This window comes from Rhizobium sp. BG4 (assembly GCF_016864575.1).
In the GTDB taxonomy this organism is placed as follows: domain Bacteria; phylum Pseudomonadota; class Alphaproteobacteria; order Rhizobiales; family Rhizobiaceae; genus Rhizobium.
Map to the genome: position 1 here is coordinate 31,814 of NZ_CP044126.1, position 19,977 is coordinate 51,790.

General features: G+C 56.9%; 16 protein-coding genes and 1 pseudogene. 13 read left to right on the plus strand and 4 right to left on the minus strand.

Translation table 11 applies throughout. The features are described 5' to 3' along the window. Positions 1-330: 330 nt before the first annotated feature. The 6 genes from F2982_RS20330 to F2982_RS20355 all read left to right on the plus strand — a co-directional run bounded on the left by F2982_RS20330 (position 331) and on the right by F2982_RS20355 (position 8,280). Positions 331-2,283: an AAA family ATPase gene (locus tag F2982_RS20330; RefSeq protein ID WP_203430635.1), complete on the plus strand. Its 1,953-nt coding sequence runs from the start codon at positions 331-333 to the stop codon at positions 2,281-2,283. Next, positions 2,283-3,263 (plus strand): hypothetical protein, encoded by a 981-nt coding sequence (locus F2982_RS20335; protein WP_203430636.1) that lies wholly within the window; start codon positions 2,283-2,285, stop codon positions 3,261-3,263. Before F2982_RS20330 ends, F2982_RS20335 begins: the two co-directional genes overlap by 1 nt. Beyond that, a complete protein-coding gene (locus F2982_RS20340) occupies positions 3,260-4,024 on the plus strand; it encodes a metallophosphoesterase (protein WP_203430637.1) in 765 nt (254 codons plus the stop codon). Before F2982_RS20335 ends, F2982_RS20340 begins: the two co-directional genes overlap by 4 nt. A gap of 118 nt (positions 4,025-4,142) precedes the next feature. After that, complete coding sequence (locus tag F2982_RS20345) at positions 4,143-4,661, plus strand: sigma-70 family RNA polymerase sigma factor (protein WP_203430638.1); 519 nt, start codon at positions 4,143-4,145, stop codon at positions 4,659-4,661. Further along, positions 4,658-5,584, plus strand: a complete 927-nt coding sequence (locus F2982_RS20350; RefSeq protein ID WP_203430639.1) for a FecR family protein — start codon at positions 4,658-4,660, stop codon at positions 5,582-5,584. The genes F2982_RS20345 and F2982_RS20350 overlap by 4 nt, the downstream gene beginning before the upstream one ends. A gap of 128 nt (positions 5,585-5,712) precedes the next feature. Further along, on the plus strand, positions 5,713-8,280 hold the full coding sequence (locus F2982_RS20355; protein WP_203430640.1) for a TonB-dependent receptor: 2,568 nt from the start codon (positions 5,713-5,715) through the stop codon (positions 8,278-8,280). A 19-nt stretch (positions 8,281-8,299) separates the two neighbouring features. On the opposite strand, the gene F2982_RS20360 is transcribed toward F2982_RS20355, so the two are convergent. Next, positions 8,300-8,872 (minus strand): DUF805 domain-containing protein, encoded by a 573-nt coding sequence (locus F2982_RS20360; RefSeq protein ID WP_203430641.1) that lies wholly within the window; start codon positions 8,870-8,872, stop codon positions 8,300-8,302. Between the two features lie 226 nt (positions 8,873-9,098). On the opposite strand from F2982_RS20360, the gene F2982_RS20365 reads away from it, so the two are divergent. The 5 genes from F2982_RS20365 to F2982_RS20385 all read left to right on the plus strand — a co-directional run bounded on the left by F2982_RS20365 (position 9,099) and on the right by F2982_RS20385 (position 15,823). Continuing rightward, positions 9,099-10,067, plus strand: coding sequence for a CHASE2 domain-containing protein (locus tag F2982_RS20365; RefSeq protein WP_203430642.1), 969 nt, complete (start codon positions 9,099-9,101; stop codon positions 10,065-10,067). Then, a complete protein-coding gene (locus F2982_RS20370; RefSeq protein ID WP_203430643.1) occupies positions 10,058-10,396 on the plus strand; it encodes a hypothetical protein in 339 nt (112 codons plus the stop codon). The genes F2982_RS20365 and F2982_RS20370 overlap by 10 nt, the downstream gene beginning before the upstream one ends. Next, positions 10,389-11,282 carry a hypothetical protein gene (locus F2982_RS20375; protein WP_203430644.1) on the plus strand — a complete coding sequence of 298 codons (894 nt, stop codon included), beginning with the start codon at positions 10,389-10,391 and terminating at the stop codon, positions 11,280-11,282. The genes F2982_RS20370 and F2982_RS20375 overlap by 8 nt, the downstream gene beginning before the upstream one ends. After that, a complete protein-coding gene (locus tag F2982_RS20380; RefSeq protein WP_203430645.1) occupies positions 11,279-15,178 on the plus strand; it encodes a CHAT domain-containing protein in 3,900 nt (1,299 codons plus the stop codon). Before F2982_RS20375 ends, F2982_RS20380 begins: the two co-directional genes overlap by 4 nt. Before the next feature lie 348 nt (positions 15,179-15,526). Further along, complete coding sequence (locus F2982_RS20385) at positions 15,527-15,823, plus strand: hypothetical protein (protein ID WP_203431201.1); 297 nt, start codon at positions 15,527-15,529, stop codon at positions 15,821-15,823. 81 nt (positions 15,824-15,904) lie between these two features. Here F2982_RS20385 and F2982_RS20390 read toward each other — a convergent pair whose 3' ends face one another. Continuing rightward, a complete protein-coding gene (locus tag F2982_RS20390; protein ID WP_203430646.1) occupies positions 15,905-16,141 on the minus strand; it encodes a hypothetical protein in 237 nt (78 codons plus the stop codon). A gap of 84 nt (positions 16,142-16,225) precedes the next feature. On the opposite strand from F2982_RS20390, the pseudogene F2982_RS31620 reads away from it, so the two are divergent. Continuing rightward, positions 16,226-16,552, plus strand: a pseudogene (locus tag F2982_RS31620) (hypothetical protein); the annotation flags it as partial. On the opposite strand, the gene F2982_RS20395 reads toward F2982_RS31620, so the two are convergent. Beyond that, positions 16,508-16,927 (minus strand): hypothetical protein, encoded by a 420-nt coding sequence (locus F2982_RS20395; protein WP_203430647.1) that lies wholly within the window; start codon positions 16,925-16,927, stop codon positions 16,508-16,510. The pseudogene F2982_RS31620 and the gene F2982_RS20395 sit on opposite strands and share 45 nt — an antisense overlap. Before the next feature lie 447 nt (positions 16,928-17,374). On the opposite strand from F2982_RS20395, the gene F2982_RS20400 reads away from it, so the two are divergent. Beyond that, complete coding sequence (locus F2982_RS20400) at positions 17,375-17,557, plus strand: hypothetical protein (protein WP_203430648.1); 183 nt, start codon at positions 17,375-17,377, stop codon at positions 17,555-17,557. Positions 17,558-18,118: 561 nt separating this feature from the next. Here the strand turns inward: F2982_RS20400 and F2982_RS20405 are convergent. After that, positions 18,119-19,909: a DUF262 domain-containing protein gene (locus F2982_RS20405; protein ID WP_203430649.1), complete on the minus strand. Its 1,791-nt coding sequence runs from the start codon at positions 19,907-19,909 to the stop codon at positions 18,119-18,121. Positions 19,910-19,977 lie beyond the last annotated feature (68 nt).

Here is a 19,977-nt window from a genome sequence, read left to right on the forward strand (position 1 = left end):
CAATCGAGCGACTGTGTAGCTTGGCAGATGACCTAGAGGCCTTAGCGGCAGGCTCGGTCACAGGGTCTCCTGCTGCGATACTGAGTTCGTGGTCGTTTGCGACGCGGTCGGCTCCTTGTCTCGTCGGCCATGCATTCGGCCACCCTAAAATAGGTGAGGGGCGGCGCGCCTTGACGAGCGAAGTCTACTACGTCGATCCAGGCCGTCGTTTAGCCCGGACCCTCTCGCGCTGGTATCAGCTCGATAAATACGAGCCGCCGGAAGCGGTGGTTCGAGTGCCCTCCGCACGAAACCACTAGCATCCATCGCACAGCCGAATTGGAGACCCCAATGCCGATACAGCAATCCGGCAAACGACTTCGCGTGCCTTGGCTCAGAAAGCTCGATGAAAACGACTTACCTGTCACGCTGCCCGTATTCATGGCTTACTGCATGGTGGCAGGGTCACTTCGGTCATGGAACCGGATTGGCACAAAGACCATCGTGACGCTGGTTACAGGCGATGACTTTTACTATCCGGTCTTCGCTGAAGCCGCTCGCTTCTTCGCTCGCCAAATCTGGGACGGCCAAAGTTTTCATGGAAACGTCTTGCAATGGAGCGACAAGAACTTTCGCCATGAAGCCGAGGCGCTTCGCGATGAGCGAGCGATCTTGTTCGCGCCGCTGTCCTATCAAATTCAAGACGACGATCGCCTGCTTTCGGATGCGGTCGTACCGCTTGGCCCTCGCACGATCAGACATGCCGAGGCTGCGTTGAGGAGAGCGCGACTTCCTATTACCGGAGAGAGCGTCGAGCTCCTTATGACGGAACCCTGGTCGCGGCTAAGCAGGGCTTTCCAGGATCGGCGGGACCCGCTTCAGGCAATCCAGCGTTTACGAAGTCTTCCAAAAGCCATCCCTCCGGCGGAACCCGAAGCCGCAAGCCCGCCATCAACGCTTGGTCTGACGCTCTCCGACACGCATGGCTTCGGCAGTGGTCTCATTGAATGGGGTCATGACCTCGCGAAGGATATCGCAGACTACAAAGCGGCGATCATCCCATGGCGCGATGTCGAAAACGGAGTCTTGATTTCCGGGCCGCCAGGCGTCGGAAAAACCATGTTCGCCAGCATCTTAGCCAACACTTGTAAAATTCCGATCATCTACGGATCGGCTTCGAGATGGCAGGAGGCCGGCGCGCTTGACGAGCATCTTAAAGCCATTCGCGCTTCTTTCGAGGAAGCAATCGAGAAAGCTCCATCGATTTTGTTTATTGATGAAATAGACGTATTCGGCAGTCGTGGCGAGACCGATCGGAACAGTGCGTATATGCGCGCAGTGATAACAGCGCTCCTGCAACTCCTCGACGGGTTCGAGCGACGGGAGGGGGTGGTCGTAGTAGGAGCCTGCAACCAACCGGACCTTCTGGATTCTGCGATTACAAGGCCGGGAAGGCTGGATCGCCATATTGCTGTTCCCCTGCCGGATGCCGAAGCGCGGCGGTCCATCCTGAAGCATCACAGCGGCGTCACGCTATGCTCCGCCGACTACAAGGTCTACGAAATGGCGACCGAAGGCATGACCGGCGCGGATATCGAGCGCCTTGTGCGCGATGCGAGACGCTCAGCGCGACGGCAATCGGAAAGGCTGAATGGTGATCATATCATCCGTCACCTTCGACCTCTCATTAAACTCCCTAAGGCCTATGTGCACGCATTGGCTGTCCACGAAGCTGGACACGCGCTTGTAAGTCATGAGGTTGGCTACGCGCACGTCGCCGATATCACGATCTCGCGCTGGCGCGTTGAAGGCGACTACCGGGCGCTCGGCTGCGTCGAGTACGATGTCGCCGCGGATCGTCCTCGCACCAGGAGCTTCTTTGAGAATGCGATAGCCGTCTGTGTCGCTGGCATCGCTGCAGAAATCGAGGTCTTCGGTTCGTTCTCGCAAGGAGCTGCCGGCGACGATGCGGCTGACCTCAATCGAGCGACCGAGCTGGCGACGGCCATGGAGCGAGCTTTCGGAATGGGACACACACTCGCCGTCGAGAAGTTCAGTCCGGACGCCTTCGCGAGAATGCGGGCCTCTGATCCAGAGCTTCGTCGCGAGATACACAACGTCCTCGCGACAGAACTGGAACGCGCGAGGTCTATCATTCGCATGCAGCGAGATGCGCACGAGGCGTTGGTGACCCGGCTCGTAGATGCCGACCAAATCTCAGGGATGGAAGTCGACGAGATCATTCGCAAACATCGCCGACCAACTGTCAGTCTTGCCAAGCCAGAACGAAGGGTGGCTACCTGATGTCAAAGAAATCGAAATCGCCGCCAACAAAAGGCGGAAAACCCGCGCTCGGTTCGCTCGGAAAAGCGTTGGACGATCTCGGCTTCCAGCCGCTCGGCCGCAGGATAATTGTCGGGAGTTCCATTAAGCAGGCACCTCCGACTGTTCCGGGATGGGTGGCTCCCGTCATAGAATTCGTTTCCAATGCCTTGCCGCGCAATCAGGCCGGAAACTGGGAGCACCTCTACATAGGTGCCTATGAGATAGCGTGCGAACTGCTGATCAAACTTGGATGCGCGATCGACAATGGCACCGGGGCAATCCCTGTCCCGGAACCCAGGTTGCCAGAGGTCATCCCGCGATGGGACGACGTTGCCACCCTGGTGATCTTGGTAGCCGCTCAAGCCGGGTATTTAGGGTTTCGCCATTTCCCGGGCGCACGGAGCCGTCCGATGCCGGCTGGACTTGCACGAGCGAACATTCGCGCTGCCCACGGATGTGGTCCCGCTTACCTCGTAGAGGAGGCGTTTCCGGCGTTCCAGAGCCTCGGATTGATCCTTGGAGGATGCTGGACGGAAGTCGCTGAGACAATCCTCTGGAGGGACGATCCGGAAGAGTGGGGATTGGATTTCACGAACGACCGGCGCTTTCTGCGCGCTTGCGATGTCGCGGTCGCTACTGTGCCCGAGGATATTGCCGAGAAGATCAAGAAGCATGCGGAAATACGCGAGGAGCAGATCGTTGAGTGGCTCGAGCTGGCCCACAGGCAACCGGGCATATCCAGGAACAGGGACGATGCACTCCAGTCGCTTCGCTTCTGGAGCAAGCACATACTGGACGGGATTTTTGAAACATACTGGCGGTTGGCAGACGGGTGGCTTTCTCCAGCCGAGGCACGGCGAGGCCTTAAATTGAGCTTTGACCCGGTGGCAATAGGCATGCGGATGGCTTTCGCCGAGCGTTATCTACCGCAATACCCTCATTTGTGGAGGCCCGAATGAAGCTCTGGATATTCTCCGACCTCCATCTGGAATTCGGCTCCCGCTTCGATGTTGCCCCTCCATCTGACGCGGACGTCGCGATATGCGCGGGCGACGTGCTGACGAAAGGCGTAGTCCCCAGCCTGAGATGGTTGGGCGAACGGCTGTCCCGCAAAATCCCTTTGGTCTTCGTTGGTGGCAACCACGAATACTACAACGGTTCCATTTTGGAGGGTATTGCCGACGCTAGGGCGATTTCTGACTATCCCAATCTTCACTATCTGGAGAACGGCAAAGTCGAGATTGACGGGGTTCTATTTGTCGGTGGCTCGCTCTGGTCGGATTTCGGTCTCTTCGGCTATAGGCCCGAGAACGCTATGTCGTATGCTGCCCATGGCATGAACGACTACAAGAAGATCAAGCATTCCAAGAAGCCCTACGCGAAATTCAAGCCGATCCACGCATATCTCAAGCATGTCGAAACCAGGGATTACATAGCTGCTGAACTCCGAGCACGTGGCGGAGGCAAGACGGTCGTGGTGACTCACCACGCACCGTCGCCCCAGTCTATCGAGGCAAGCTTTCGGTTCGATCCGTTGTCGGCAAGCTATGCCTCGGATTTGGAAGACCTCATCTACGAGACGTCGCCGCGGCTTTGGGTGCACGGCCACGTCCATCATCACAACGACTATCGCGTGGATGAGACAAGGATTGTCTCGAACCCTCGGGGATATCCCGGGGAGCGCACGGGCTTCATACCGGACTTCACGATTGAAATCTGAGGGACGGACCTCACACGAGGTCACGAAATGAAAAACATGATAATAATAATCAACTTTATAATTGTAATATTTTTGGATACTGCTATTCAGCCCACCGTGGATCACGGGAGATCATTCGGTGGACTATGGTCTTGTCGAGCGCTTGCACCGGACGGAAGAGGGGCGGCTGAAACGGTTTTTTCTGCGACGGCTTCGTGACGGGGACGCCGCGAGCGATGCAACGCAGGAGACCTTTCTCCGATTGTTGACGGTCTCAACAAAAGACGACCTCCAAAACCCGCAGGCTTATTTGTTCCAAGTGGCAAGAACGGTCGCACACGGGATCACCGCGAAGATCATGCGCGATAGCGCGCTGTTCTCCGGCGGACTCGAACTGGGTGATGTTGCCGAAGACGCGCCAGGGCCGGAGCGTATCGTCGAAGCCCGTCAGCAGTTGGCTCTGCTCATCCGCACCATATCCCAGCTACCTTTCAGATGCCGGACCGTTTTCGTGCTCAGCAGGCTGGAAGGCCTCAGCAATGGGGAGATAGCAGAAAGGCTTGGGGTTACCCGTAACATGGTTGAGAAGCACATCATTCGTGCGCTTCTTGCTTGCCGCCAGTCGAGGATAGACGCCTCATTTGAGGCGCTGCGATGAGAACAGCCGACGTTCGAGATACCAACACTGTGATCGAAACGGCGGCGATGTGGGTCGCTCGTCTAGGGTCGCGAGACACGACTCCCGAAGACCAGCGCGAGTTCGAAACCTGGGTATCATCAAATCCGGAGCACGCGGCGGCCTACGAAGAAATGCGCTCCCTATGGAGCGACCTTGCCAGAGTTCCGCGATCGGTCGGCAGAAAGCGTAGTTGGGGAGCCACGAGTGGCGCGTTGTCAGTTCTGATTGTCGCTTTGGGAATCTATGGAGCTGACAGGGCAGGCTTCATCGATCGGCTACGTGCGGACTACTATGCGCCTGTCGGCGGCCGAGAGATTGTTGCGCTCGCTGACGGGTCTCGATTGACGTTGAACACGGATACCGCGGTGCAGGTTCGTTTCTCCGCCCACGAGCGCCGCATCGTGATCCTGCGTGGTGAAGCGTTCTTCGATGTCGCGCCCGATGCATCACGGCCTTTCATTGTAGACGGTTACCGAAGCGACGCTATGGCAGTGGGAACTCACTATGCGGTACGGGTCGGCGGTGAAGATAGCGTCGCCGTGGAGGAGGGTCACGTCGCGGTCTCGAGCTCTAATCGGAAGGTCGTGCTAGGAGCAGGCGAAGTCGCTTCCATCAAGCGTGGAGGCGAGATCGTATCCGGGGCAGCGGACATCGACGGTCTGACAAGTTGGCGCGACGGTAAGCTGGTCTTCTCCGGTCGCCGTCTGGCAGACGTCCTGGACGAGCTCGGCCGCTATCAGCACGGTGTGGTCGTCGTTGTCGGGAGCGAGCTGCGTGATTTGAAGGTCAGCGGCACCTTCGACACGGCGAATGTCGAGCAGTCCATACGATCGTTGCAAGACATCGTCCCGATAATCGTTGATCGGGTGCCTGGCGTCGTCACGATCGTCCGTTCAAAATAGCGCCATCAGAAACATGATAGATAAAATCATCTTTTTTCAATTTGCCACGTCAGGACCGACGGCGCTTTCGCGCTCTTAGTCATCGAGCGGGCGCAGTGTGGCGTCCGAATGACGAGTAGCAGGTCGAGATGATTTTGACACAGACGACAATACGCCGGCACTTCAGCGCGGTGCTCATCGGGGTTTCCACGTTCGCTCTTGGCGGCCAGATTTCAGCCCAGCAAGCTAGTACGGCGACCTCGGCAAGCACAGCAACGACGATTTCGATACCCGATGGCCCCTTAGAACAAGCGCTTTCGACACTCGCTCGCCAGACAAATCTCCGACTGCTTTATCGAACCGAGATCACTGTGGGCAAAACGACGGGCGGTGTTTCCGGCCCCGTCACTCCATCGGGCGCGCTAGGCGTTCTATTGCAGGGAACGGGCATAAGCTATCGTTTCACGGACGCTGGCGCGATTGTGCTTGAGAATGGGGGCGGCAGTGTAGATGCCGACCCAGGAGCGGGTGACGCGACGGTTCTAGCTCCGATCCAGCTTCGCGGCACAACTGCCAAGCCGTCCGATCAGCCGTATGAGACTGCCGGTTCCTCGAGTTACATCTCGTCTGAGCAGATCGAGCGCTTTCGAGGGTCGACAACAGGCGACATTTTCAAAAACACGCCTGGCGTGATATCCGCCAACAATCACAATGGCGGCGCGGTCAATGTCAATATTCGCGGTCTTCAGGGACAAAATCGCGTCCGCGTGGCAATCGACGGCACCCAGCAGACAACGACGACTTGGCGCGGTTATGCCGGCGTCGATGATCGCACCTATGTCGATCCTGACCTGATCGGCGGCGTCAGTGTTTCCAAGGGGCCGACGGGAGGTGCGGAAGGCGCTGGCGTCAATGGCGGCGTGGTGGGCATTCGCACTCTCAACGCGTCAGACATCGTCGAAGAGGGCAATACATACGGTGGCCGTCTTCGTGTCGGCGCTCAGGATAACGTCACCTCCCATTTTACGATTAACGCGCTCGATCGACAGCAACAGACAGCCCCCGCGGACTTCTTCGACTTCCGCAACGGCAACGGCAGCATCGCGCTGGCGACGGTGCAGGACAGTTTCGACCTCGTGATTGCGGCTGCCCGGCGCTATCGAGGCAACTATTTCGCAGGCAAGTACGGCGAGACAAAGTACAATTTCGATGGCGTCGAGAAGGACCTATCCTTCACCAAGCCGGGCGAAGAGGTGTACAACACTTCCAGTGAATCGAGTTCGTTCCTCGCCAAGGGGACTTGGCACATCGACGATGACCAGAGTTTCGAGCTCGGTTATGTACGGTACGAGAGCACCTATGGTGAAGCACTACCTTCTCTGCTCTTCACCCAGCCGCAGACTTATAGGCAGGCCGCTCTTTCGAGCGTAGCGACTGACACGATCACTGCGCGATACCACTACAACCCCGACGATCTCGTCGATCTCAGGGTGAATGCCTGGATGAGTATCGTTGACCAGATCGATATCTCGACAGGGTTGGCATTTTACCTTCCGCCATACGTGACGCCGGGTACGCGTCCGCCTGGTGACGATCCCCGCTATTCGCTAACGCATACGTTCGGCGGAGACGTCTCGAATGCGATGAAGTTCGACACTGACTACGGCGGCCTGAACCTCAGCTACGGCGTCTCCTATCTACTGGAAGACGTTGACTCCAAGCCCTATTACAGCCGAACTTATGCCAACAGCCCTGGCGTTCTGATGAACCCAAGTATTGGCCAGCGCGCAATCGGAAGTGCCTTTACTCAGGCGGAATGGGAGCCGACTGACTGGCTGAAGTTCAATGGAGGCCTTCGCTTCGATGCCTATCGGCTAAACGATGACGGCATCACATCGACAACGGGTGTTCGCGAAAAGTCCGGTGGTCGTCTCAATCCGTCGGTTAGCGCGACGATCACGCCGGTGGATGGGCTCCAGTTCTACGCCTTGTATTCCGAGGGAATGCGGCCGCCGACGATGCGCGAAACCATGGGCAACGACGGCAATGTGACTCCAAACCCCAATCTGTCGCCGGAGTTGTCGCAGAACTGGGAAGTCGGCATCAACTACATGATGGACGGGCTGTTTACCGACGACGATGCGGCTCGATTCAAGATTTCCTATTTTGACAACAGCTACACGGATTACATATCGCGAGTGCCGGCACCGCCGGTCCCCGGCATGCCGGTCTTCACTTTCGAGAATCTGAGGCGTGCCCGGTTCTCGGGGATCGAGGTCTCAGGCTCCTATGACGTCGGTCCGTTCTTCGCGCAGGGACAGCTGACCTACTACACCGGATATGAATTTTGCAGGCGAAGGGTCGCGTGCTCCGACACGACCGTCAGCCTCGACTATGCTGCCAATCATATGCCTCCCGAGCTAATGACGAGCATCACAGTCGGCACTCGTCTGTTCGAAGACAAGCTGACCGCCGGGGTGCGCGTCACTCACGCTGGGGAGCGCCTATCGCCGGTCACGCAACAGGCGCGCATGTATACTGGGGTCTGGAATCCCTACACCGTCGTCGATGCATTCGCGACCTATAAGGTAAACGACAATGTCAGCCTCGACTTCCAGGCGGAAAACCTCACGGACAGATTCTATGTCGATGCCTTGGACGGCTGGAACCCTTCGCCTGGGCGCACATTTCGGGCAACGCTCACGGCGAAGTTCTGACCGCTATAGGGCACGGCTGTCATCCGAGGATTTTCCTCTTCTCGGCATCGTACTCGTCGCCACTGATTGCGCCGCTATCCTTTAGCTTCGCGAGCCGCTCGAGCACCTCGACGGCGTTCGAAGACATGGTGCCGCCCGACGCGTTCGTAGTGGCGGGCGCGACCTCGTCTGTGCCTGTAGTGCAGTACCAGATAATCAGCGCGATGGTGCCAACAGGGAACAGGTACGACAAGAGCTGATGCCAGCCGCTTCTGTTCAGGTCATGCAGACGACGGGTTGCTAGAGCGATGGTTGGCAGAAGGACGCCGAGACTAAAGAGGCCAGACAGAGCATCCGTCGGATCGATAGCACTGAGAACTGCCGAAACGATGACGAGGAAGAGGAATGAAAACCAGAATTCCGATCGGCTGGCGCGGCCTTCGAACGTCGCGTACTTTTTGAAGAACGTCGAAATCGCCTGTCCGAACCCCATTGAAGAAGGAGCTTGCCCAAAGCGGTTTACGCCTGACGGTGGGCTCTTGAACACGAAGAATAGCGGCAACCCGAATACAACAAGAACAACAAGCATATGCCAGATCGAAAGGCTTTCCATAGTTTCCCCTTTGAATAGCGCCCGAATAAATTTCTAGTTTTGGCCTCGCACTCAAGTCAATATCCCGCTTTCGTCCAATTCTGTTCCGTCAAATCGACCAGTAAGTCGCAGGAGACGTAGCGACCATATTGTCGTTATCCGAATTGGTTACATGGACTTGATTGCGAAATTTCAGCCATCGTGATCTGATTTGGCCGGGGAAATCTCGTGTCTGGCGTTTGTGGCGATGAAGTTACGTAGCCGTTACAGGTTTGTTATTGTGACATTGCTAGCTTTTGGGCTGATTGCGGCTGTCGCACCATTCTGGTTGAAGGAATGGGTGGAATCCATCACGGACAACCCAACTCTCGACAAGATTCACGCTGTTTCCCAGGGCCTTGGCTTCCTCTCGTTGCCCAGCGTGCCGGTGACGCTGGTGCGCATCGATGACCAAAGCTTCGAGGCGTGGCAACGTCCTTTTCCAATCACCAAGGCGATCATTGCCGACTTGATAGAGAAGGCGAGGACATCCAGTCCGCGGGCAATCCTTGTTGACCTCGATATATCCGCGGGAGGTGGCAAAGACACCGAGGTAATGCACGCCCTACTCGACAGCTGGGAACCATCAGACCCGCCCTTGCTCTTCCCAAGAGAGCTTTCGTTCGACCCCGACGGCAACAGCCTCCCTGTCTTGCCGTCCGACTTTGATAGGCATTTCAAAGCCGGCAAGCCGCTCTTCTGGGTGAACGTTCTTTTTGAGGTGGGTGACGGTGCCAAGATTAGAAACTGGAATCTTTGGGAGGTGCCTAAGGGGGCCTGCCAAGCTCTCCTATCTCCGGCGATGCTGTCTTATGCATTCAAGTTGGGTGGCACGGCGATGGTCGAGACCGCTCAGACGTATCTTGGCAGTCGCGAAGGTGCAGACTGCGCTCTCGAAGGGCAAGGCATGCCGAGTGCTGTGCCAAGATGGTTGAGCGACGCGGAGAAGAACTCGGCGATCCAGTTTTCATTCCCAAAGAGTGACACTGCGATGTCCGCAATGATGGTCGAAGATGGTCATGGGCCTGCTCTTATTCAGTTGTCGGGATACCAGTTTGCTCAGCGTCCCATCGCCCCCAGTGCGTTGGCGGATCGCTTCGTCATCATTGGAAATAGCTCGCTTCCAACGGGGACTTCCACGACACGCCGATCGGGGAAATGGAAGGCATGCGCGTGATAGCAAACGCGGTCGCCAATTCCACCAAGGCTATCGCTGCCGCGGAGTATCCGACGAAGGTTGCCGTCATCTTATCGAGCATGTTCCTCGCGGGTCTCGTCGCATTTCTGACCTTCACTTTCAAATCCCTGATCGCGGCCCCCTTGGCGCTGCTGGTGGGGATCGTCGTGTACACCGCCTGCAACATCAATCTCGGCGCTGCCGCAGCCCAGTCTGTCGTCCAGTACGCCATCGTAATCTGGGTGCTGGTGATTGCACTGGAGTCTTTTGAATCGATATGCCGCGGATTTCTCGAGGGGCGCAGCTGGAGGTCGTTTCTCAATGGGTAGACGTGTCTGGATGTTGGGAAAACCGACATGTGTCATTCTGGCGAGCTGTATTCTCTTTGCACCCGTGGCATCTCTGGCGGGACAGCCGGCGGCCGTGATCGTCGACTACGACGGCGCGGCGTCCATCATCGGCGCGCGATCGGGCACAGCGATGGAGTTCCAGCTGGGGAGTGTGTTGGAGGAGGGGGATCACCTCGATATTCCAGACTCCGGCTTTGTCAAACTGAACCGAGGCGGGAGCTGTGGACTATTGCTCTCACCCGATACATCGAGGTCCGAGGAGCCGGGATGCTCTACCAGTCGCGTTTCGTCGTATTCTGTTCCGTCCTCCGGACTGACAGATGACGTCTCAAGCAGATATCAGCAACTGGCGGAAATTTTGGGTTGGTGGGACCCTGAACGCAAGTCGAAACCGATGCGCAGCAGGGAGTCCTACGGTCTGCGCGTCCCTGCCCTGGACAATGTCGCAAAGCCGTTGCTTGTCGCGGGAGGCAGGACGCTTGAAGTGCGCTGGGTGGACGGGAAGCCACCTTTTCGGCTGAAGGCTACTACTTCTGACGGCAAGCAGGTCGAGGGCATTGTAGCCGAGGGCGCTCGCACTGGCAGTGTTCACGTCTTCATCGAGCCTGGCAAGACATTTCGCCTGGAGGTGGCCGATGCGTCCAAGTCGGTTTCCTACAAAGTCTACGGGATCGCAGCTTTCGAGGACAAGAAAGTTGCAATGCCCTTGGATGACTACGATCGGGCGTCCCAAATCGTCTCGTCAATCTCGATGAGCGGGGGGGACTGGGCATTCGAAGGCGTCCAGCAGATCAAGGGTCTTGCACTCGAACCCCGCGTGAAGACCGCTCTGACCAGCGCGATCGAATACGGAGACTGGCCATGAGGTTCTTCCGCTTGTTCGTCGCGACGACGTTCAGTACTTTGCTCTATTTCGTTGCTGCGACGGCGACCTCTGCGATGGAAGGCATGATCACAGGGCCGGAGCATTCCGCGATCAAGCAAATAATCCAGACCGACTACGTGACATCCGACCAACTGGATAACGCTGTCGTGGTGCTTCGCCGGCTGATCGAGGCAAGCGAGGTTCAGTTCGGCAAAAACAGCCGACAGGTTGGCGTGTTGCTCTGCGACATCGGCGAAGTGGCATACAAGCAGGCCAATTTCCTGCAGGGTAAAGCCAAGACCGACAAATTCAGGAGGGCGGCCGCTGCACTGGTGTCAGGCGCAGACATGCTGAAGCCCTATCAGGCAGAGCATGACGGCTATATCATCCAACGGGCACGCGCCTATCGGTTTGCAGGTATGGCGTTTCTTGCCTTGGGCGACAAGAAAAGCGCCGAGTCCAACTTGCGAAATGGACTTGCCATTCATTGGAAGCGATACAACGACAACGCCTACCAACTCCAGTTCTTCCCGACATTGTTCGACGCCGTAGACGGATCAGAAGCGAAACGGAAGGTCGCCGAAGCGGAAATCAAGATAGCCAGGAACGTCTACAATGTTCCAACCGGAAGCGGGCACGCGAGCCTGGAAGGTCCCCTCAAGCGGCTACGAATTGCCGAGACCGATGGCAATCCGCTCATCGCGAAGCTGGAAGCATCTCGCAGCAAGGCCGCTGACCTTGCCGCGGCAGGCAACCGCGACGCAGCCTATGAAGAGATCGCTTCCTTGTTTTCGATAGCGACGAGCGCGAGCGATCGCAGTCTATTCATCGGACGGATGAAGCCGCGGCCGTTTTTCATCTACGATGATCCTGATGCCGGTCAGTCCGTCAGTTGGAGCGACGACAAGGCCGCATACGGGATGGGGCCTTACGACTACGTGGCAACGAAATTCTTCGTCGTTCACAATCTTATGCCGTTCGTCGCGGAAGGGAGGAACAACCTGTTCACCTTGCTATCGCAATGGCAGGAAATTTACGATTCTGGAGACCGTGAGAATGCCGCTTACTTCTGCCGGCTGATTCCAGGGAACTACACCGGATACAGTGGTTTCGACCTGCCTGGCTTTGATCGTAGCCAGCCAGTCATCCCTCCATTTTGTGCTGCGTCCGTTCAGTGGGCCGGATGGATGCGAATGCAAGGTATCATCGGGCAGGGCCGGCAGGTGGTCGAGATGGGTATCGACCTGCTGCCCGCCGACGTCCGCGAGACACCTATCGGGAAGAGGTTCCTTGCGGACAGCCTCGGGCTGATGTCTGCCTTCGAGGCCTATTACGGCTCTCCGGATAGCTTTCTTTCGGCTTATGAGCGCCTTACCGACGTGGATGCTCCATCATCGGCTGAATATGCCTTCTACGCGGCCATCATCCGTGACCAACCAGATGCGTTCATGGAAGCGTTGAGACGGCTGGGGGCGGCAGCATTGCTCCAAGGCGACGAGGAGGAAGGCCCGGGTCCTGTTTCGAAGTTGGCAATTATCGGTCCGAAGGTCGCTGAGACGATCTGCGCGCAACAACCAACGGAGCTGCCGGCGATCGTGCGTGCGTCGTTTTGCGCTGATGAAGCGGCGATCTCGCCTGATCAGTTGCGTGCTGAGTTGCAGAGTGCCTCGAAAAGGTTGGAATTGGGCCAGGTCAAGCCGTTTTTCGCTATTCCGAACTGGCGAATTCTGAAACTTCTCGCGGCACCTGAATATGCAGCCCTCCGGCCTTTGGCGAAAGCCGCATTTTCGCCTGGTGAGGTGGCTCAGTTCCAGGAGCGCAAGCTTTCGAAACGCGAGCAGGCGTTTCTCAAGAAGCCAAAGGACCACGACGCCTATATCCAGCAAACTCCGAACGACACTCGCTTTGCCGACCAGGTATCTGAGGACTTCGACGCAGCTTTCATCTCTACCGCGCTCTTCGATGCTGGAAAGATCGACATGGCGAAATCATGGGCTCTTCCGGCTATCGAGCGCTATCAGTCCGCAAGCCCGCCGCAAACGATATTCAGTCTCTGGCTGGCGGATACCTATGAGGAGCAGACATATCTCGATGGCTGGAGATGGCTTCTCATGGATCGCCCGCTTCTTGCCAGCGCCGCCTTTGGAAAGCATATCCCGGAACACCTCGGATACACCCGAGGAGGCGTGGGAGAAGGCACGCAATCGAGCCTCGACTGGGAGCGCGTGATCGGGTCCTATCATGGGCGGATGATCGCGGGCACCCAGCTCCACGATGATCTGTCAGCTCGGGCGGACGCCCGCGCCCTGGTTTCGTACGTCAGATTCGTCCTCGGTCTGCAGAGCTTCTCACGCAACGAAACCAGAGAGGTCATCGTTCGGGTTGCTCGCCCGGCTCTGAACGAAGCGCTTTCCGTTCTCGTCGACGGACGCGAGCTGTCTCACGACGACATGGAAGCCGTTTTCGAAATCGTGCAGATGATGAAGCCAAGTGGCACGGGCGCGACCATCGCGCGTCTTGGCGCTAGGCTCTCCGCTGTATCGCCGCAGTTGGCAAATCTTGCCAAGCAGCGCGAAGAATTGCGTCAGCGGTGGCTTGCAACGCCGGTTGATCAAACGGCCGATCGCAAGGCGCTGGCCGTCCAGGTGGACGACATCGATGCGGAGCTTGCCAAGCAATTTCCGAAGTATATCGAGATATCAGGCACAATCGCCGTGTCGGTTGAGCAGGCGATCGCCGCATTGTCGGACGATGAGGCTCTGATCGCATTTCTCGACACGGGCGACAACTTTCTGGTGGTGGCTGCGAGCAAGGCGAAGACGACCGTCATCAAGACGGAGATGTCTTCGGACGATGTAAACGGCTTGGTGCGCGAGCTACGGCGAGGACTTGAACTTCGCGGAGGACGGGTTCCTGCCTTTCGCGGGGAGCCGGCATTTCAGCTATACCACCAACTCTTCGAACCGATCGAAGCCAAGTGGTCCATGTCTCCGAGACACCTGATTTTGGTGCCGGACGGCTCTCTTGAGAGCATTCCTTTTGCGGTACTGCTGACTGAAGAGATGGCGCGGGATGATTTCGTTGGCGCGAAGTGGCTATCGGACAAGTACACCATGACGCGCGTGCCATCGGTCGCATCACTGATGACGTTGCGGGCCGGAGCTGCAGCGAAGCCAGGCGGGGAGCCGCTGCTTGGGATCGGTGACCCTGTTCTGGATGGCAATCCTGACACCGAGCGCGGTGGTCTGGCCGCCTCGAAGCTGGTCGCTCTCCGGGGTGGCGCAAATGTGCAAGATATCCGGGCGCTTCCAAGGTTACCGGAAACGGCTGATGAGCTTAGGGCCTTACAAAAGAGCCTGAAGGCACCTGACGACTCGTTGTTGCTTGGACAGATGGCGACAGAGACCTCCTTGAAGGGCGAGGACCTGACCAGGTTCCAGACACTCGCCTTCGCGACCCATGGCCTGCTTGCGGGAGAGATAACTGGGGTTCAGGAGCCCGGGCTGATCATGACGCCGCCGGCGGTGGCGACCCCGGCCGATGACGGATATCTTTCTGCGAGCGATATCGCTGCGTTGAACCTCAATGCTGAGGTCGTCCTCCTCTCGGCATGTAACACCGCCGCGCCTGAACAGGCCGGAGCGGAAGGGCTTTCGGGGCTCGCCAAAGCGTTCTTTTTCGCCGGTGCCCGAAACCTAGTGGTGTCACACTGGGCCGTGGACTCGGCGGCGACCGCGGCCTTGACGACGAGAATGTTTGAAAACCGGGCTAGCGGGAAGGATAAGACCTACTCGTCAGCACTAGGTGATGCTATGCGCGAATTGCGGTCGAGCAACGGAGGCAGGTATGCCCATCCGCTGTTCTGGGGACCATTTGAGGTGGTCGGTGCGGATTGAGCCGACGTTGAGTTTGTCCCCTCACGCCAAACAAGGAGCCTTGCACAGCAATGCACCAGTCCGTCCGTACAACAGGGAAGCCTTCGTCTCGCTAAGGGAGCGGGGGACTGTTGAAAAAGAAAGGCCCTGACATGTAGGGCCCCGTGACCTGGTGAATCTGCCCAATGGCCAACGGCCGCTGCCGGCAAATGGGCTGCCCACAAAAAGAAGCCCTCTCACGGGGTGAAGAGGGCTTGGCGCACTCACTAGGAGATCGACCGTTGGAGGTCGTCAGCGGCTGAAGACAGAGGACCCTGTCGAGGACCAAGGTAGCGAGAACCTCAAGCGGCGGTATCACTAGAGTTCGCGATGCCCCGGCAGCGCTTGCAGGAATCGATAGCATTCGCCATCCTCATGGGCTCGCGTGGATCGAGCGGGATCGCCAATGATGCGTTGCATGCGGCGATAGCGAATGACCCTGTCACAGCAGAACTCGATGAGGGCAGCGCGATGGCAGCAGCCGAGAAACTCCAAGAAAGCATTACGAATCAGGTAGATCAGGCGATCGCTTGGCACGACGGCGATATGCGCGAAGCGATCGCCACGCTCATCGATGACGTGGCCTATCTCCGTGATCAGCTCGAGACGGCACGGAACTGCATGTAAAGGGTAGACTCGCGGTTGGCGGCCCAATCTCGATCGGTAGGGCGTCGATCAATAGCCCGCTGGACAAAACTTGCTTCGCAGCTAGCGTTTTGCCCTGTGATCGCCAGTGTTGGTTTTCTGTTTGTCCGCCAGTTTTTTGATTTTCTTCGTCAGGGCAGGTCTCGCCTTGACCGTGCCGTCGGCGACCGGCTTGTGCACTCTTACCCGGAAATGCTGGATTTCGAGGTCGGGCATAAACGGCCGCGCATTTATCGCGGCGATTTCGGCCTCAAGGGCTGCAAGTTTGGAAATGAGGTCATCAAAGATTTGCGCTGACATCCATGCACCGTCGTTTTGACGAATACGTAACGCATGCGAGCTCGGCCGACCACTAATCCATTCGAGCTACATGCTCTGATCACCGAAACCGGGCCTGCAAACGTTCTGGTCTGGCCGATGTTATTCGGGAAGCGGCGACAGGTTGTCCTCGGCTCCTCAATGATGGCAATCGACGGCGGAATTGAGCGGGAGGGCGACGTCGTTCATTTCGTCGCCCAGCTGCAGTTCGATCTCTCTTGTGATCTAACAGCTCTCGCGGATCGCGATATCCATGTCAGACTGCCGATCGTCAGGTGCGACGAGTTCGCGCATGGCTCGCCTGTAAGTCCGGATTCGCGGGATCGGGCAGCTCCAGTGAAGCCTCGGTCAGCGGGCGATAATCACCATGCTCGAGTTCGACTGCTCGCATAGCTTTGGCAGATAAGCCTGCGGTTCGTTGATTGGCACAATCGTGCCATTTATATTCAGCGCGACCGGAACACGATGAGCCAACATATTGACAGCCAGGTCGTTGCATTGCTCTTCGCTCAACTTTTCCAGTGAGATAGTGAACGAAGGAATGTCTTCAAACATCAAGAAGCCGACTTTCGCATTGTATTCATCGAGTTTACCGTCGTTGATAACTGGAATTGAATTTCGGGCAATCTTCTCCCATTGAGGGCCGACCCCGGAACTAATGCCTTGAGTGACAGCGAATTCGACGAGGTTTGTAAACGCGCCGGCATGGGCGGCGGCCGGTATCGTCAGTGCGGTGAGAAACGAGATCAAGGCGGTCTGATGGTTCAACTGTGGTCTCCCTTTGGATTTCTCACTCGCATAGGATTAGTTCCAGTAAATCGCAACAATCGAGGTGGCGCAGTTGCATTCGTGGTGTCTGAAAAATGAATGTCCAACGGGAAAGTAATTGTTTTTCCATGCCGTTTTCAGGTGAGCGGAGCCAATATCCCGTTTTCCGGCTAATTTCTGCAGTCGTCTTCGAACGAATGGGTCGGTGAGAACAGCTTGGTAAGCTTACTTGAATAGGTGTCTCCGACAACTCAGAGGAGCGCTGCCATTGCCCATCCAAATCGCCTTCACCAAGCCTGACGATACTGTTGCCGACTACCTTTTAAGAGTGGAGGGCGGGCCCGCAAGTTCAGTCGGACGGGGAGCTATAGGCCGTAGTCGCAGACCCTAGAACACTTTCGACAAGTGAAATTTTCAAAGGAAAAATACTTAAAGGCAATCGAGCAAATGTCGAAACTGGCCAGAGAAAGCGGTTCGATAATCTTCGAAAACGATCCTATAGACGGCATCCACCACGAAGTGGTGATCGATGGCAACCTGGTATATGAAGGTTATGACATCGACGAATTGATCGTCAGGCTGTTCCGTGTTCCAGAGCCCAACGGGGATCGCCAGGGACCCGGCTTCTAGTACGTTGAAAAGATTTGGCGGCCTCGATCCTGCCCAAACCCACGACTCCTGCAGGAGAACTCTTCAGGCAATGAACGTGATCCAAAAGAGCGCCGTGTCCCGCCATTGATTCCAGGGCGCTCCAAGCGAGATGTAACTGTCGCAAGGCGACAAATAGTTGATGCTCGGTCTTGGGATCACCGTTGCTGTCGGCTTCGGCGAGAATTTCCACCCAGACGCCGAGAGCGGAAACATCCCCGAGAGCTACGCAGCATAGAGCGATATCAATCTCCCAGGGTGTGGCTGAAGGGCAATTGTCAAACGGCGCGCTCTTTCGCGCAACGTAGTCGTCTAGGGCCTTACCGACCGTTTCGATACATGTGATCGGCATTTGGCATCCTTTGCATGACCTGATGCAGTGGTGTTGGTGCGAATCGGCCGGCGCAAGATATTTCTCTCGGTGGTGACCTGCAGAGAGGCTGGCAAACTAAGGCTTTTGCCAGGCCTCTGGACGTCGATAACCCCGACTGTAAGCCGTCGTCGTGTGGTTACACATAGATGAGAGAGGCCGTAGCCCGCGTGTCACGGCGCAGGCCAGCGCTTTACCGCGAGGTCGGCCAGCGCCTTCGACCTTGCCTCGACATGGTTGAACTTGAAGTTAGGCATCTGTGCCAATTCTTTGGTCATAAGGATTGACGAGACCTTGTAGCCGTTCCTCTTCGCCGCGAAGGGGTTGTTCGAAGCTATGATGTTCAAGGTGCCCGCGAACAATGTCAGATTACCGATGCGATGCACAAGCTTGGGATGGAGGCGGCCCGTACGTTCCCCGAGGTATTCCGGCCAGTTTCCAAACTCTTCCTTCGATCTCTTCGTATGGATACGCTTGGGGATGATGTGTTCTACGTGGACAGAATCCGATCCCAAAACACCAAGTTCGGCATGGTCGCCGTGTCGGGCGAGTTCCAGCTGTTCCAGGCAGTAGCGCGCGCGTTCGATAATGTTTGAAGTGAATTCCGCCGTGGCGAACTCATGTTGAAACTTTTCATCGGAGGGGCATTCCTCTCGGTAGGCGGCGAGGACTTCGGGAACGGGGTTCTCGACGTCGGCCTCGCACAGCTTTGCGAAAAGACGTTCCGTATCGTTCGAACGCTCGCGACAGACGTGCCGGCGCAGGATGAAGCTCTCGGTCAATTTCAAGACCTCGATGAATTTTTTCGTGCTCGTGCCGTTCGCCCGAAGATACATCAAGAAGCCGTAAGATTGCGTAGCCTTGATCATACGGAGGTTCCGCAAGTGCCTGTCGATCGTCGCGTTGCCGGTATTCTGATTGATCAGGTCGCCATAAACCTTAGCGCTGTTGACGAGGTCCTCGAGGAATTTTTGGAACGTCACCTTGGGTACGGTGTCGTCCTTCTTGGCGCTCGGTTCATCGGATGGATCAATCTCCGTGCCCTCCTCATCCTCGATGTCCTCCTCATCGGCATACCAATGTCTGTCCGGCAGCTTCTCTGCTTCCGAGACCTCCCGCATAAAGTAGGCTTGAAACTCAACGACGACATCGCTCTTTGTCAGCCTCGTCGCCAGCTTGGAAATCAGGAAATACCGAAAGAATGCATCGGTGTCCGTTCCGTCGAGGAACTTCATTATTTTTGACCAGCTGCTCTTCGCCCATTCCAGCTGGCTTTCCCCGAAGCGGGCCGCGTTACCCAAGACGAAATTCTTGATAATGTCGGTCGGGCTCAGCCTAAGGCCTCGGTTGTTGATGGTCTCAAAGAGCTTGAAAGCGTCCTTGGCGCTGCTGACGTCGAGACGCACAACGAGCGCTTGGTTGAGCAGTTTGTAGGCAAAAGCTGCGATACGCTCGGGTTCTTGCTCCGCGATCCACTGGCGCGCATACCAGAACGCGTCGTAGAGGCGCTCGTTCAGAAAGTTGGCATCGTCGCCCGGCTCCGGCGTCTTCACGTGTTCCTTGAACTCCTCCGAATCCATGGTGTCGAGAAGGATTTTGGAGACAGAAGGGCCATCATATGGGGCCGCAGAAAGGAGACGATCGAGTTCTTTGACGCGGTCTTCTTTTCCAGCCTCGGCAAACGCCTGCTTCAGGCACTCGAGCAGGATGCTGACTGTGGTGAGCCGCTGCTGGCCATCTACTAACTCCAACAGGTTCAGGCCGGCTGTGTGCGCACCCGTCAGGCATACTATGCTGCCAAGCAAGTGGCTGTCGTTTCCTTCGAGAAGGTTGATGTCGTCAATCAGGTCATAGAGTTGCTGGGTTCGCCAAGAGTATCGACGCTGATACGACGGGATGACGAAGCGCTCGTTCGCCGAACCGAGAAGCTGGTTGAGAGTAAGCGCGGTAGGGGTGATTTTCATTTTTTCTGCCGAGGTTCAGAGAATCTTTTCTCAACGATGACGTTAGCTTTTTATCCCGAATTGACAAC